The organism is Kitasatospora sp. NPDC085464, from assembly GCF_044541955.1.
Taxonomy (GTDB): Bacteria; Actinomycetota; Actinomycetes; order Streptomycetales; family Streptomycetaceae; genus Kitasatospora.
Genome location: NZ_JBITTM010000027.1, coordinates 62,373 through 76,029 on the forward strand (window position 1 = coordinate 62,373; position 13,657 = coordinate 76,029).

The window sequence follows — 13,657 nt, forward strand, 5'->3', positions numbered from 1 at the left end:
GTGCCTTACAGTCCGATCCGGTTGAATTGTTCCCAGGAAACTCCCAGGAAGCGGGATTCCGTCGGCAGAGGGGAGCGCCCGTGGGCGTCCAGCAGAGCAGGAGCCCGTGGCCGGGCACCCTGGCGGCGGGTTCCGCGCTGGTGCTCGGTGCCTGGCTGCTGCACGACGGCGGCTCGCCCGTGCTGCCGCCCGCCCCGGGCGTCGGCCAGGCCCAGGCCGGCATCGCGCCGGTCTCCGTCGTCCCGCCGCTGGGGCCGTCGGCGCCCACCCGGATCCGCATTCCGGCCGTCCGCCTGGACGCCCCGGTCACCGCGCTCGGGCTGGACGCCGAGGGCCACCTCCAGGCCCCGCCCGAGGCGGACCGGAACCTGGCGGGCTGGTACCGCGGCGGGGCCAGCCCCGGTCAGCGCGGTACCGCGATCCTTGCGGGGCACGTCGACAACAAGGCGGGTCCGGCCGTCTTCTATCATCTGGGCGCGCTCCGAAGAGGAGACCGGATCGAGATCGCCCGGGCGGACGGGGCCACCGCCGTCTACCAGCTGTACGCCATCGAAGTGCACGACCGAAAGGACTTCCCGGACGATCGGGTCTACCGTCAGGCCGCCGACGCGCAACTACGGGTGATCACCTGTGGCGGCGCCTACAGCGAGGAGCACGGTTACGACGGCAACGTCGTGGCCTACGGGTTCCTGGCCGACACCACCCATCCGGGCAAAGCCGCATGACCACGCTCACGCTCGCCACCCGCTGGAACCCGATCGACTGGCCGCTCACCGAGGGCCCGATCCCGCACGCCGTCCTCGCAGCCGGCTGGCTCGCGCTGTTCGCGCTCGCCGTCGGCCGCCGCCGCACCTGGTGGCGGGTGCGCCTGCCCGCCGCGCTGTTCACCGCGGCCGCGCTCAGCCTGCTGCTCGAAGCCGTCGTCGACGGCTGGTGGCACCCCTTCCCCGAGGGCACACCGGAGTACGTCACCTGGTGGATAGCCGTCGCCCTGCTGGGCTTCTGCCTGGTCGGCTACCGGTTCGGCCGGCTCACCTGGCGCCGGCGCGGCATCGCGCTCGGCCTGAGCGGGCTGGTGCTGCTGATGGCCGCCTCCGAGGTCAACATCGGCTTCGGGCAGTTCCCCAGCGGGCGCGTGATGCTGGCGCCGTGGCTGACCAAGACCGACGGGCTCGTCCCCAAGGCCGATCAGACCGTGGCCGCCCCGCCGGACAAGGTGCTCGACGAGGTCTGGCAGCCCCCGGCGGACCTGCCCGCCAAGGGAACCGTCTCCGTGGTGCCGATCCCCGGCCTGCGGTCGGGCTTCAAGGCCCGCGACGCGTACGTCTACCTCCCGCCCGCCTACCAGGCCACCCCGCGGCCGCTGCTGCCCGTGGTCGTCATGCTCACCGGCCAGCCCGGACAGCCGGGGGACTGGGTGCTCTCCGGGCAGATCAACGAGGTGCTCGACGCGTTCGCCGCCAAGCACGGCGGACTCGCGCCGATCGTGGTGATGCCCGACCACAACGGCTCGACCTGGGGCAACTCGCTCTGCATGGACTCGAAGATCGCCAAGACGCAGACCTACCTGGCGTCGGACGTCCCCTACTGGATCCACCAGAACCTGCAGACCGCCACCGGCCGGCAGTCCTGGGCGATCGGCGGCGCCTCGATGGGCGGCACCTGCGCGCTCCAGCTCGGCGTCAACGCGCCCGACGTGTACGGCACCGTCCTGGACATGTCCGGCCAGGAGGAGCCGACCCTCGGCACCCGGGAGCAGACCGTCAAGGCCGCCTTCGGCGGGGACGGCAAGAAGTTCGACGCGGTCGATCCGGTGCAGGTGATGGGCCGCAAGAAGTTCACGGACACCAACGTCGCGCTCCTCGTCGGCGCGACCGACGACGAGTTCAAGCCTCAGATGGAGAAGATCTACCGCGCGGTTCAGGGGGCCGGGATGAAGGCGAAGTTCGAACTGATGCCGGGCGGCCACGGGTGGGTCGTCTTCCGCCCCGGCATCGTCCAGCAGATCCCGTGGCTCGCCCAGCAGACCGGTCTGACCCGGTGAGCGGGGCGGGGACCGCGGTCGTCGCCGTCGGCGAGAACGATCAGAAGTCCGAGCGGGTCGTCGCGCAGCGCGGCTCCGACCGGGGCACGGACCGGGCGCCCGTCGCCCGGACCCAGGAGCCGCGCCCGCAGCGGGTCCGACGGGCGGCCCGCGTGCTGGGCACCCGGCTGCGCGCGGCGCCGCTGACACTCACCCTGCTGGCCGGGCTCTGGCTGGTCGGCGCGGCCACCGGCAGCCTGCGCCACGGACCGTCCGAGCGGCTGCTGGACCGGGCCGGGGTCGGCCTGCCCACGCTCGCCGAGGGCCACTGGTGGTCGCCGGTCACCTCGACGGCCTGGTGCTCCGGCATCGGCTCGTACGTGTTCAGCAGCCTGTTGCTGCTCCTGGTCGGCCCGGCCGCCGAGCACCGGCTCGGCCGGCTGCGCACCCTCGCGGTGCTGGTCGGCGGGCAGGTCGTCGGCACCCTGCTGGGCGTCGGGCTGGTCGCCTTCGGCTCCTCGGCCGGCGAGCAGTGGACGGCCTCGGTGGCCGACCAGATCTCGGTCGGCCCCGGCGTCGGACTCTTCGCCCTGGCCGGGGTGCTCGGGTACCGGCTCACCGTGCTCTGGCGCCGCCGGCTGCACCTGCTGGTGCTGCTCGTCCCGCTGGTCATGACGCTGTACGTGGGCCACCTGCAGAGCGTCCAGCGGTGCGCCGCCGCCCTGGTCGGAGTCGGCGCGGGCGCGCTGCTCAGCCACGGCCGCCCGTACCTGCGCTCGCACCGCTCCTCGCACTCCGAGACCCGGGTGCTGGTCGCGCTCTGCCTGGTCGCCGCCGCCTTCGGGCCGCTGATCGCCTCGCTGTACGACAACGCCAGCGGCCCGTTCAACACCTTCTCCGAGCTGTACTTCTCGCACCGGCTGAGCCCGGACGAGGTCGCCGACCTCTGCGCACAGTCGGCGCACGACTGCGCCCGCGCGCACGCCGTCGTCCGGATCTTCGACACTCCCGGCCGGCTGATGGCCGCGCTGTTCCCGGCCCTGCTGCTGGTGCTCGCCGAGGGGCTGCGCCGGGGGCTGCGGTTCGCCTGGCTGGTCACCATCGCCACCGAGCTGCTCTGGACGGCACTGCTGGGCTGGCTGTACCTGGACGCCGGGCCGGTCAGCCGGGACGTGGTGCAGTACTTCGTCGAGGCGATGCTGCTGCCGCTGCTGACCACCGGCCTGCTGCTGGCCACCCGCAAGCGGTTCCGGCTGCGCCTGTCCGGCCCCGCGGTGCGCCGGCTCGCCCTGGTGCTCGGCGGCGCCGCGCTGGTCTCCTCGGCGGCGTACGTCGGCCTCGGGCGGCTGGTGGCCGACCAGTTCGAGCCCGGGGCGAACGTCCGCCGGCTGCTGCACGGGCTGCCGGCGCAGTTCCTGCCGCCCGCGTACAACGACCTGACGCCGGACTACCCGATCGCGGTCGGCCCGCTGGCGCGCTTCCTTGAGACCTACTGCGGGCTGGCGTTCTGGGTGGTGGCGCTGGTCGCGCTGCTGACCGCCTTCCGCCGGCCGGTGCTGCACACCGACGCGGCGGCGGCCGCCCGGGCCAGGGCGCTGCTCACCGAGCACGGCGGCGGGACGCTGTCGTTCATCACCACCTGGGACGGCAACCACTACTGGTTCGACGAGCAGGGCCGGGCGGGTGTCGCCTACCGGGTGATCGGCACCGTCGCGCTGACCACCGGCGACCCCTTCGGCGCCCCGGAGGACCGGGCGCGGGCGGTGGCGGGCTTCGCCCGGTTCTGCGACGCGCGCGGCTGGACGCCCTGCTTCTACAGCGTCTGCGGGCAGACCAGGGAGGCCGCCGCGCAGCTCGGCTGGCGCTCGGTGCAGGTCGCCGAGGACACCGTGGTCCCGCTGCCCGAGCTGGCCTTCACCGGCCGCAAGTGGCAGGACATCCGCACCGCCCTCAACAAGGCCGGCAAGCAGGGCATCAGCGCGGAGTGGTGGGCGTACCCCGAGGCGCCGCTCGCGCTGCGGGACCAGATCCGGGCGATCTCCGAGGAGTGGGTCTCCGAGAAGGGCCTGCCGGAGATGGGCTTCACGCTCGGCGGGCTGGAGGAGCTGGACGACCCGGACGTCCGGGTGCTGGTCGCGGTGGACGAGCAGCGGGTCGTGCACGGCCTGACCAGCTGGATGCCGGTGTACGAGGACGGCGTGCCGGTCGGCTGGACGCTGGACTTCATGCGCCGCCGTTCGGACGGCTTCCGCGGCGTCAACGAGTTCCTGATCGCCTCGGCCGCGCTCGGCTTCAAGGAGGAGGGCGCCCGCTTCCTGTCGCTGTCGGGTGCGCCGCTGGCCCGCACCGGGCAGGACGAGGAGCCCACCGGGCTGCAGCGGATGCTGGACTGGATGGGCAAGGTGCTGGAGCCGGTGTACGGCTTCCGCTCGCTGCTCGCGTTCAAGGCGAAGTTCCAGCCGGAGTACCGGCCGATGTACATGGCCTACCCCGACCCGGCCGCGCTGCCCGGCATCACCCGGGCGATCGGCAAGGCGTACCTGCCGCACCTGACGGCCGCGCAGGGCGTCCGGCTGATGCGCAAGCTGTCGGGCTGAGGGCGGACGGGGGCGGGGCGGGCGGGGCGCGTGCCGTGTCCGCCCCGCCGCCCGTTCCTGCCGCCCCGCCCTGCTGCCCGTTCCTGCCGCGCCGGCCGTGCCGCCCGTTCCTGCCGTGCTGCCCGTTCCTGCCGCGCCGGCCGTGCTGCCCGTTCCTGCCGCGCCGGCCGTGCCGCCCGTTCCTGCCGTGCCGCCGCTCAGCCGAGCAGCTGGGCGAGGGCCCGGTCGGCGTCCAGGTGCAGGTGCTCGTCGCCCTCGGGGACGAGCAGCCGGCTGCGCCACAGGAAGCGGCGCAGGTCGGCGGTGTCGAACCGGAGCAGCGCGGTGCCCTCCGGGGCCCGCAGCTCGACCGTGGTGCGCCGGGCGGGAGACGGCCGGACGAGGACGTCGCCGACGCCGGCCGGCACCTCGATGCCGGAGGAGAGCAGCTGGCGCGCGAAGATCCAGACGATGTCCTCGGCGGCCCCGTCCTCCGTGTCGTCGTCGAGCGAGAACTCGGCGGGGAAGGTCATCCGGACGGCCAGCGGGTCCTCGGGCAGGTAGGTCAGGACGACCCGCAGCCGGACGGAGCGGTGGGGGGAGAGGATCAGGCGGGCCTGGACGGTCTCTTCGACGGTGCGCACGGGCGGTCCCTTCGGTCGGGTGCGGGCCGCGCTTCGGCAGGGGTGGTCGGTGCGGCCTCACCCCGGTGAGAGTCGTCCCGACGGTCGTGATTACCCGGTTCCGCGAGCGATCCGGCGTGATCCGCGTCACATCGAAATCCGGCCGTGCGGGCCCGCCGAAGGGGCTCGCCTGGAGGCCCGAACGGCGCCGGGCCGGTAGGCTGGGCGGGTTGTCCGATCGCCGCCCGACCGCGGGACGGGGCCGCTAAACCGCCTCTGACCTGCGATGATCCCCCCTCGGAGACCGTGAGTACTGCCGCCGCCTCCTCGATGCCGCTGTTCTCCGACGCCTCGGAGACCCAGGCGCCCGCCCGGTCCGCCGGCCACGCCGCGACCGCCGGTTCGCACCACCTCTCCCCGGCCTTCCCCGGCCGCGCCCCCTGGGGCACCGCGGGCAAGCTGCGGGCCTGGCAGCAGGGTGCGCTGGACAAGTACATCGAGACGCAGCCACGCGACTTCCTCGCGGTCGCCACCCCGGGCGCAGGGAAGACCACCTTCGCGCTCACCCTGGCCTCGTACCTGCTGCACAACCACCTGGTGCAGCAGGTGACCGTGATCGCGCCGACCGAGCACCTGAAGAAGCAGTGGGCCGAGGCCGCCGCCCGGATAGGCATCAAGCTGGACCCGGGGTACTCCTCCGGGCCGCTGTCCCGGGAGTACCACGGCATCGCGATCACCTACGCGGGCGTCGGGGTCAACCCGATGCTGCACCGCAACCGGACCGAGGCCCGCAAGACCCTCGTGATCATGGACGAGATCCACCACGCCGGTGACTCGAAGTCCTGGGGCGAGGCCTGCTTCGAGGCCTTCGAGCCGGCCACCCGCCGACTGGCGCTGACCGGTACGCCGTTCCGCTCGGACACCAACCCGATCCCGTTCGTCCAGTACGAGGCGGGCAGCGACGGCATCCGCAAGTCCGTGGCCGACTACACCTACGGCTACGGCAACGCGCTCGCCGACCACGTCGTCCGCCCGGTGATCTTCCTCAGCTACAGCGGCAACATGCGCTGGCGCACCAAGGCCGGCGACGAGCTGGAGGCCCGGCTCGGCGAGCCGATGACCAAGGACCTGATCGCCCAGGCCTGGCGCACCGCGCTGTCCCCGCAGGGCGAGTGGATCCCGGCCGTGCTGCAGGCCGCCGACCGGCGCCTGACCGAGGTCCGCAAGGCCATCCCGGACGCCGGCGGGCTGGTCATCGCCACCGACCAGACCGTGGCCCGCTCCTACGCCAAGATGCTGCGCGAGATCAGCGGCGAGAAGGTCACCCTGGTGCTCTCCGACGAGGCCGAGGCCTCCAAGCGGATCTCCGACTACTCCGCCGGGACCTCCCGCTGGATGGTCGCGGTCCGCATGGTGTCCGAAGGCGTCGACGTGCCCCGGCTGGCCGTCGGGGTGTACGCGACCTCGATCTCCACCCCGCTCTTCTTCGCCCAGGCCGTCGGCCGCTTCGTGCGCGCCCGCAAGCGGGGCGAGACCGCCTCGGTGTTCCTGCCGACCATCCCGATGCTGCTGAGCTTCGCCAACGAGATGGAGGTCCAGCGCGACCACGTGCTGGACCGGCCGAAGAAGGAGGGCGACGGCCTCTTCGACGAGGAGGACCGGCTGCTCGCCGAGGCCGAACGGGCCAACGACGGGCCGGACGGCGCGGGCGGCGAGGAGTTCTCCTACGAGGCGCTGGGCTCCGACGCGGTCTTCGACCGGGTGCTGTACAACGCCATGGAGTTCGGCATGCAGGCCCACCCGGGGAGCGAGGAGGAGGAGGACTACCTCGGCATCCCGGGCCTGCTGGAGCCGGACCAGGTCCAGATGCTGCTGCAGAAGCGCCAGCACCGCCAGATCCAGCGCTCCAAGGCCAAGCCGGCCGAGGAGGCCGACCTGCTGGAGCTGCCCGCCGAGGAGCGGCCGGTCGTCACCCACCAGGAGCTGCGGGAGCTGCGCAAGGAGCTGAACGCGCTGGTGGCCGCCTGGCACCACCGCACCAGCCAGCCGCACGGCACCATCCACAACGAGCTGCGCCGCCAGTGCGGCGGGCCGCTCACCGCGCAGGCCACGGCCAACCAGCTCAAGGCGCGGATCGCCCGGATCCGGGAGTGGGCGAAGTAACACCCCGACGGGCCCTCCCGGGCCGGCCTCCCCCGCCCCGCCCGGCCCCGGGCGGGGGCTCGCGGCCCGAGGTGTCCGGACATCGGACCCGGATCGAACCCGTGCGCTGACCGGCCCGGCGCTTTGGGGGGCTTCGTCCGGATTTCGCGACGCTGTTGAAGTCGATCACGCCCGAATTTTGGACAACCACTTCCGCCGCGACATTTCCTTCACTACCTTTCCCCCACGCTCTTCCGTCGGGCAAACCCCCGCGGGACGGCGCCGCAGGGCCGTACCCGGCGTCAAGGACGACGTCGCGCACGGCCCGAGCGCGGCCACCCCCACCTGCGCGCGACACCGACCTTGGACCGGCGCCGCCCGCCCCGCGAGCGCCGCGGAAAGGATTGCCCGTCGTGACAGCCGAGACCTCCCAGACCCTGGACCGCGGCGTCCGGGTCCTCAAGCTCCTTGCCGACTCCGAGCGGGGGCTGACCGTCACCGAACTGGCGGCCCGGCTGGCCGTCAACCGCACCGTCGTCTACCGGCTGCTGGCCACCCTGGAGCAGCACGGCCTGGTCCGCCGGGACATCGGCGGCCGCGCCCGGGTGGGACTCGGCGTGCTGCGGCTCGCGCACCGGGTGCACCCGCTGCTGCGCGAGGCCGCGCTGCCCGCCCTGCGCAGCCTCGCCGAGGACCTCGGCGCCACCGCCCACCTCACCCTCGTGGACGGCAACGAGGCGCTGGCCGTCGCCGTGGTCGAGCCGAGCTGGACCGACTTCCACGTCGCCTACCGGACCGGCCTGCGCCACCCGCTCACCGAGAGCGCGGCCGGCCGGGCGATCCTGGACGCGCGCGCCTTCCCCAGCCAGCGGCGTCCCGAACAGGGCTTCGTCATCACCCGTGCGGAGGAGCAGTCCGGGGCGTGCGGGGCGGCCGCCGCGCTGCTCGGGCTGAGCGGCATCGAGGGCAGCGTCGGCGTGGTGATGCTCAACGGCATGGTGCCCGAGCGGGTCGGACCCCGGGTCGTGGAGGCGGCGACCGAGGTGGCGGACGCCCTGAGGTAGCGCCCGCGCGGGGCGCCGGGTGTGTTTGGATTCCCTTGTGTCCGACACCAAGCTCTCCAAGGCCCTCACCTCCCCGCGGACCCGCGCGCTCGCGCTGTGCGGGGCGCTGGTCGCTGCGCTGTTCGGCGTGGCCGCCTTCGTCCCGCTGCCGTACACCCTCACCTGGCCGGGCCTGACCGCGGACACCCTGGGCACCTACCAGGACAAGCCGGTGCTCACCATCACCGGAGCCCCGCTGCGCACCACCGACGGGCAGCTGCGGATGGTCACCATCACGGCGACCAACCCGGACCAGCGCAACACCTTCCTGCGGTCGATGCAGTCCTGGTTCGACCCGAAGGAGGCGGTCCGCCCGACCGAGACCGTGTACCCGCAGGGCGACCCGGCCAAGGCCGAGGAGGTCACCGCCCAGCAGATGGCCGAGTCGCAGGACAGCGCGACCGCGGCCGCGCTGAGCTACCTCCACCTGTCGCCGGACCAGGTGAAGGTCAAGGTCGACCTGGGGGACATCGGCGGCCCCAGCGCCGGCCAGATGCTGGCGCTGGGCATCGTCGACAAGCTGGCCGGGGACGGCATGGGCGGCGACCTCACCGGCGGGCTCACCATCGCGGGCACCGGCACCATCGACAGGGACGGCACCGTCGGCCCGGTGGGCGGCGTCCCGCTGAAGACGCAGGCGGCCGCCCGGGACGGCGCGACGGTGTTCCTGCTGCCCAGGGACGAGTGCACGGACGCCAAGGTGAACACGCCGAAGTCGCTGCGGCTGGTGCCGGTCGGCACGCTCGACGAGGCGGTCTCGGCGCTGAAGGCGCTCAAGAGCGGCGGCAGCGTCCCCTCCTGCTGATCCGGGCGCGCCGGGTCCGGGTCCGGTCCGGGACGCTCCGGCGCGAGCCGCCTCGGAGCGTGGCGTGTCGGCGCGTGGCGCTTCGGCGACTACTCGGCGGCGGCCTGGTCCACCAGGGGCAGGATCCGGTACGGCACCGGGTTCTCCAGCACGATCGCGGTGGACGAGCGGACGATCCCGTCGAAGCCGACCACCCGGTCGATCACCCGCTGCAGATCGGCGTTGGACCGGGCCACGATCCGCACCATCATGTCCCCGATCCCGGTGATGGTGTGCAGCTCCAGCACCTCCGGCACGCTCGCCAGGTGGGCGCGCACGTCCGTGCCCTGGCCCTGGGAGATCTCCAGGGTCGCGAAGGCCGTCACCGGGTAGCCGATCGCCGCCGGGTCCACCTCCGGGCCGAAGCCGCCGATCACCCCCTTGGCCTGGAGCCGGTCCAGACGGGCCTGCACGGTGCCCCGGGCGACCTGCAGCCGGCGCGAGCACTCCAGCACCCCGATCCGGGGCTCCTCGGCGAGCAGCCGGATCAGCCGGCCGTCCAGGGCGTCGATGGTGTCGTTCGTGCTGCCCACGATCGAAGTACCTTGCGGGGCGGCGGTGTTGGGCGAGTCGTGGGGGCTCGGGGAGTGGGCGGGGGGCATCGCGGCACCGTCCTCCGGTGGGCATTCTGTACAGCTGCGCGGCCGATTCTCCCGCTCCGGGGCACAGCTTGACCAGGAGGAAACGGAACAGTTGCGCGCAGGTCGGCTCGGCGCCACCCTCCAGCCACCACCCCCTGCCCCGGGCCCCCACCCCGGCGCCGGGGCCCCAGCGTCGTCCGTACGCCCACCGGGAGGGCCGTCATGACCGACACCGCCGCCGAACCCGTCCTGCTCCGGGCAGGCGTCACGCCGGACGCGGGCGAACCGGGGCCGCTGCCGGCGGGCCGCGCCGACGCGGTGGTCTTCGCGGTCGGCGACGCCGAACGGGCGGCCCGTCGCTACTGCGCCGCGCTCGGGCTGCGGTGCACCGCGTACGCCGGGCCGGAGACCGGCGAGCCGGAGACCACCTCGTACGTGCTCGCCGCGCCGGGGACGCGGATCGTGCTGACCTCGCTGGTGCAGGCGATCGGCCCGCGGGGCCGGGAGCTGGCCGCGTACCTGGAGCGGTACGGGGACGGGGTGCTGGACGTCGCGGTGAGCGTGCCGGACGTCTACTACGCCTACGACTACGCGGTCGACCGCGGCGCGCTGTCGCTGGCCGAGCCGTACCGGGCACGGGACGCGTACGGCACGGTGGTGCTGGCCACCATCGGAGTGCCCGGCGGGACGAGGCACACGCTGGTCGACCGGGCCGGGTACGCGGGGCCGTACCTGCCGGGCTACGTGCCGCACGACGGGTTCTGACGGAGCGCCGCCGGGCGGGGAGGCCCGGGGACGATCGGCGCCCGGGCCGTCAGCGGACGGCCGTCTCCACGATCGGCGGGTGCCCGTTCCAGTAGACGAAGACCGAGTTGGCCTGGTCGTCCCTGGTGAAGTCGATCCGCATCCACTGCGGGCCGTTCCACACCTGCATCTGCCAGCCCGGGTCCGGGGTGGCGGAGACCAGCGAGGCCCGGTCGGGCATCAGGTCCAGTGCGACCTTGCCGCCCGGGATCGGGTAGCTCTTGACCGTGGACGTCGGCGTGGGCGTCGGCGTGGGCCGCCGGGTGGGCGGCGGGGCGGTCGCGGCGGGGGTCGTGCCGTGCGTCGCGGTGGCGGGCGGGGACGTCGGCTGGGTCGGCGTCGGGGGCGCCGACTGCTCGGCCGGCCGCGGCTGCTCGGGGGCGGCGGTGGGGGAGTACGGCGTTCCGTCGGTCTTCGGCGAGGGCAGCGGCAGCGCCGTGGGCTGCTCGAACGCGGCGCCGGTCAGCACCGCGTGCACGCCGAGCCAGGACAGCGCCACCGCCGCCCCGGTGGCCGCCGCCCAGGCGCCGAGCTGTACCAGTCCGTTCCGCATCGTGCGCACATCCTGCCGTACTTCCGCCCCGCCCGAGACCGGCACCCCTGCCATTCCTCAGGGCAGTTGCACAATGTCCGGACGTGGCCCCGAGGTACAGACCACTGCCCCCCGATGGCGTACCGTGCAGGCCCATGGCAACAGTGCTCGTGGTCGAGGACGACCCCTTCGTACGTTCCGCCCTCATCCGCCACCTGACCGACACGGGTCACGCGGTCCGCAGCGTGGGCACCGCGCTGGAGGCGCTGCGGGAGGTGGCCCAGGTCGGCTGCGACCTGGTGATCCTCGACCTCGGCCTGCCGGACCTGGACGGCAGCGAGGCGCTCAAGATGATCCGGGGCCTGACCAACGTGCCGGTGATCATCTCCACCGCCCGGGACGACGAGGCCGAGATCGTCCGGCTGCTCAACGACGGTGCCGACGACTACTTGGTGAAACCTTTCTCCGGAGAGCACCTCAGTGCCCGGATGGCCGCCGTGCTGCGCCGGCTCGGCAGCGGCGCCGCACCCGTCGCCCAGGTGCTCCGGGTCGGCGGACTGGCCATCGACCTCCAGCGGCGCGAGGCCTCCCTGGACGACCGGCTGCTCGACCTGACCCGCCGTGAGTTCGACCTGCTGGCCTTCCTCGCCGCCCGCCCCGGCGTGGTCGTGCCGCGCAAGGAGATCCTCGCCGAGGTCTGGCAGCAGACCTACGGCGGTGACCAGACCATCGACGTCCACCTCTCCTGGCTGCGCCGCAAGCTCGGCGAGACCGCCTCCAACCCCCGTTACCTGCACACCGTCCGGGGCGTCGGGGTGCGGCTGGAACCCGTCGGGGGCCCGGCGGGGCACCGGACATGAGGAGGTTCGGGCACTCGCTGCGCTGGGCCCTGATCAAGGCCGCCGTCGCCGGGACCACCATGGTCGCGCTGGCCTTCCTCATCCCGCTCGGCCTGATGGTCCAGCAGACCGCCCGGGACCGCGCGTTCACCGCCGCCGAACGCCAGGCCGCGGCGCTCGGCCCGGCCCTCGCGATCACCACCGAGCAGGACGCCGTCACCCGGGCCCTGGCCAGTACGGACGCGGGCGGGCAGGGCCGGATGGCGGTCCACCTGCCGGCCGCGGGCCGGCCCGAGACCCCCGAGACCCCCGGGACGGGCGGGCCCGGCGGCCCGACGCTGGGGGAGGGCCGGGCCGCCGCCGGCGACGTGGCCACCGCCGGCGGGCAGGGCCGCTCCTTCACCGTGCAGGTGCCCGGCGGCTACGCCCTGCTCCAGCCGGTCGCGGTGGACACCGGGCGGACGGCCGTCGTCGAGGTGTTCGTGGCCGAGAGCGACCTCACCCGGGGCGTCTCCACCGCCTGGCTGGTGCTCTCCGCCGTCGCGCTCGCCCTGGTCGCCATCTCCGTGCTGGTCGCCGACCGGATGGGCAACCGGATCGTCGCCTCCGCCCGGCGGCTCGCCGGCGCCGCCCGCTCCCTGGGCGCCGGCAACCTCGCGGTCCGGGTCCCGGTGACGGGCAAGCAGGTCGACGGCAGCCCCGAGGAACTGCGCGAGGCCGGCCACGCGTTCAACACCATGGCCGACCGGGTGGTCCAACTCCTCGCCGCCGAAAGGGAACTGGCCGCCGACCTGTCCCACCGGCTGCGCACCCCGCTGACCGTGCTTCGGCTCAACGCCGCCTCGCTCGGCGACGGCGACGCGGCCGACGCCACCCGGCACGCGGTCGCCCAACTGGAGCGCGAGGTCGACCAGATCATCCGCTCGGCCCGCCGCGCCCCCGAGGACGCGCCCGCCGTCACGGTCGGCTGCGACGCCGCCGAGGTGATCCGCGAGCGGGTCGGCTTCTGGTCGGCACTGGCCGAGGACGAGGGGCGCCGCTGGCAGCTCGCGGGTGCCGAGCGCCCGGCACCCGTACCCGTCCAGCGCGGCGACCTGGCGGCCGTCGTCGACGCGCTGCTCGGCAACGTCTTCCGGCACACCGCCATCGGCACCGCCTTCTCGGTGGACGTGCTGGCCACCGACTCCTCGGTGATCGTGCTGGTCGGCGACGCCGGCCCCGGGTACAGCGACCCGGCCGCCGCCCTCAAGCGCGGCGAGGGCCACGGCGGCGAGGGCTCGACCGGCCTCGGCCTGGACATCGTCCGCAAGCTCGCCGAGACCACCGGCGGGGACCTCGCGCTCGGCCGCTCCGCCGTCCTCGGCGGCGCCGAGACCAGGCTGCGGCTGCGCACCCGGCCGCAGGAGGCGGCGGGCGCGCGGACCGGACGGCGGCGGAGCCGGGGAGCGCTCTTCCAGCGGTGACGGGCCGACGGTCGCGGTTCCGGCGCTCGCGGTCCCGGCGGTCGATGGCGGGCTCCGGCGGGCTCCGGCGGCCTCCGGTGCTGACGGTGGTTCCGGTGGTGGCGGCGGGTCAGTGGAGGGGTCTTCC

General features: G+C 74.1%; 12 protein-coding genes. 9 read left to right on the forward strand and 3 right to left on the reverse strand.

What is annotated here, in order from left to right; genetic code table 11:
• Nucleotides 1–80 precede the first annotated feature (80 nt).
• From ACIGG8_RS23835 to ACIGG8_RS23845, 3 genes are read left to right on the forward strand one after another with little or no spacing between them, the layout of a single operon-like run.
• Nucleotides 81–725: a class F sortase gene (locus ACIGG8_RS23835; protein WP_350521779.1), complete on the forward strand. Its 645-nt coding sequence runs from the start codon at nucleotides 81–83 to the stop codon at nucleotides 723–725.
• Complete coding sequence (locus ACIGG8_RS23840) at nucleotides 722–2,044, forward strand: alpha/beta hydrolase (protein ID WP_396550541.1); 1,323 nt, start codon at nucleotides 722–724, stop codon at nucleotides 2,042–2,044. Before ACIGG8_RS23835 ends, ACIGG8_RS23840 begins: the two co-directional genes overlap by 4 nt.
• Nucleotides 2,041–4,620: a bifunctional lysylphosphatidylglycerol flippase/synthetase MprF gene (locus tag ACIGG8_RS23845; protein WP_396550543.1), complete on the forward strand. Its 2,580-nt coding sequence runs from the start codon at nucleotides 2,041–2,043 to the stop codon at nucleotides 4,618–4,620. The genes ACIGG8_RS23840 and ACIGG8_RS23845 overlap by 4 nt, the downstream gene beginning before the upstream one ends.
• Before the next feature lie 197 nt (nucleotides 4,621–4,817).
• On the opposite strand, the gene ACIGG8_RS23850 is transcribed toward ACIGG8_RS23845, so the two are convergent.
• On the reverse strand, nucleotides 4,818–5,243 hold the full coding sequence (locus ACIGG8_RS23850) for an SsgA family sporulation/cell division regulator (RefSeq protein ID WP_396550544.1): 426 nt from the start codon (nucleotides 5,241–5,243) through the stop codon (nucleotides 4,818–4,820).
• Nucleotides 5,244–5,552: 309 nt separating this feature from the next.
• Here ACIGG8_RS23850 and ACIGG8_RS23855 point away from each other — a divergent pair, with 309 nt between their 5' ends.
• The 3 genes from ACIGG8_RS23855 to ACIGG8_RS23865 all read left to right on the forward strand — a co-directional run bounded on the left by ACIGG8_RS23855 (nucleotide 5,553) and on the right by ACIGG8_RS23865 (nucleotide 9,272).
• Nucleotides 5,553–7,385: a DEAD/DEAH box helicase gene (locus ACIGG8_RS23855; protein WP_396550622.1), complete on the forward strand. Its 1,833-nt coding sequence runs from the start codon at nucleotides 5,553–5,555 to the stop codon at nucleotides 7,383–7,385.
• Between the two features lie 392 nt (nucleotides 7,386–7,777).
• Complete coding sequence (locus ACIGG8_RS23860; protein WP_350521783.1) at nucleotides 7,778–8,428, forward strand: helix-turn-helix domain-containing protein; 651 nt, start codon at nucleotides 7,778–7,780, stop codon at nucleotides 8,426–8,428.
• Between the two features lie 37 nt (nucleotides 8,429–8,465).
• Nucleotides 8,466–9,272: a S16 family serine protease gene (locus ACIGG8_RS23865; RefSeq protein ID WP_396550547.1), complete on the forward strand. Its 807-nt coding sequence runs from the start codon at nucleotides 8,466–8,468 to the stop codon at nucleotides 9,270–9,272.
• 89 nt (nucleotides 9,273–9,361) lie between these two features.
• Here ACIGG8_RS23865 and ACIGG8_RS23870 read toward each other — a convergent pair whose 3' ends face one another.
• The gene (locus tag ACIGG8_RS23870; protein ID WP_350521785.1) at nucleotides 9,362–9,844 is read right to left on the reverse strand and encodes an Lrp/AsnC family transcriptional regulator; all 483 of its coding nucleotides are present in this window, start codon (nucleotides 9,842–9,844) and stop codon (nucleotides 9,362–9,364) included.
• A 270-nt stretch (nucleotides 9,845–10,114) separates the two neighbouring features.
• Here ACIGG8_RS23870 and ACIGG8_RS23875 point away from each other — a divergent pair, with 270 nt between their 5' ends.
• On the forward strand, nucleotides 10,115–10,657 hold the full coding sequence (locus ACIGG8_RS23875) for a VOC family protein (RefSeq protein ID WP_350521786.1): 543 nt from the start codon (nucleotides 10,115–10,117) through the stop codon (nucleotides 10,655–10,657).
• A 49-nt stretch (nucleotides 10,658–10,706) separates the two neighbouring features.
• Here ACIGG8_RS23875 and ACIGG8_RS23880 read toward each other — a convergent pair whose 3' ends face one another.
• Nucleotides 10,707–11,249, reverse strand: coding sequence for a hypothetical protein (locus ACIGG8_RS23880; protein ID WP_396550549.1), 543 nt, complete (start codon nucleotides 11,247–11,249; stop codon nucleotides 10,707–10,709).
• A 134-nt stretch (nucleotides 11,250–11,383) separates the two neighbouring features.
• On the opposite strand from ACIGG8_RS23880, the gene ACIGG8_RS23885 reads away from it, so the two are divergent.
• Nucleotides 11,384–12,088: a response regulator transcription factor gene (locus ACIGG8_RS23885; protein ID WP_396550550.1), complete on the forward strand. Its 705-nt coding sequence runs from the start codon at nucleotides 11,384–11,386 to the stop codon at nucleotides 12,086–12,088.
• Entirely contained in the window at nucleotides 12,085–13,530 is a 1,446-nt protein-coding gene (locus ACIGG8_RS23890) for a HAMP domain-containing sensor histidine kinase (RefSeq protein WP_350521789.1), read from the forward strand. Before ACIGG8_RS23885 ends, ACIGG8_RS23890 begins: the two co-directional genes overlap by 4 nt.
• Nucleotides 13,531–13,657: the final 127 nt, after the last annotated feature.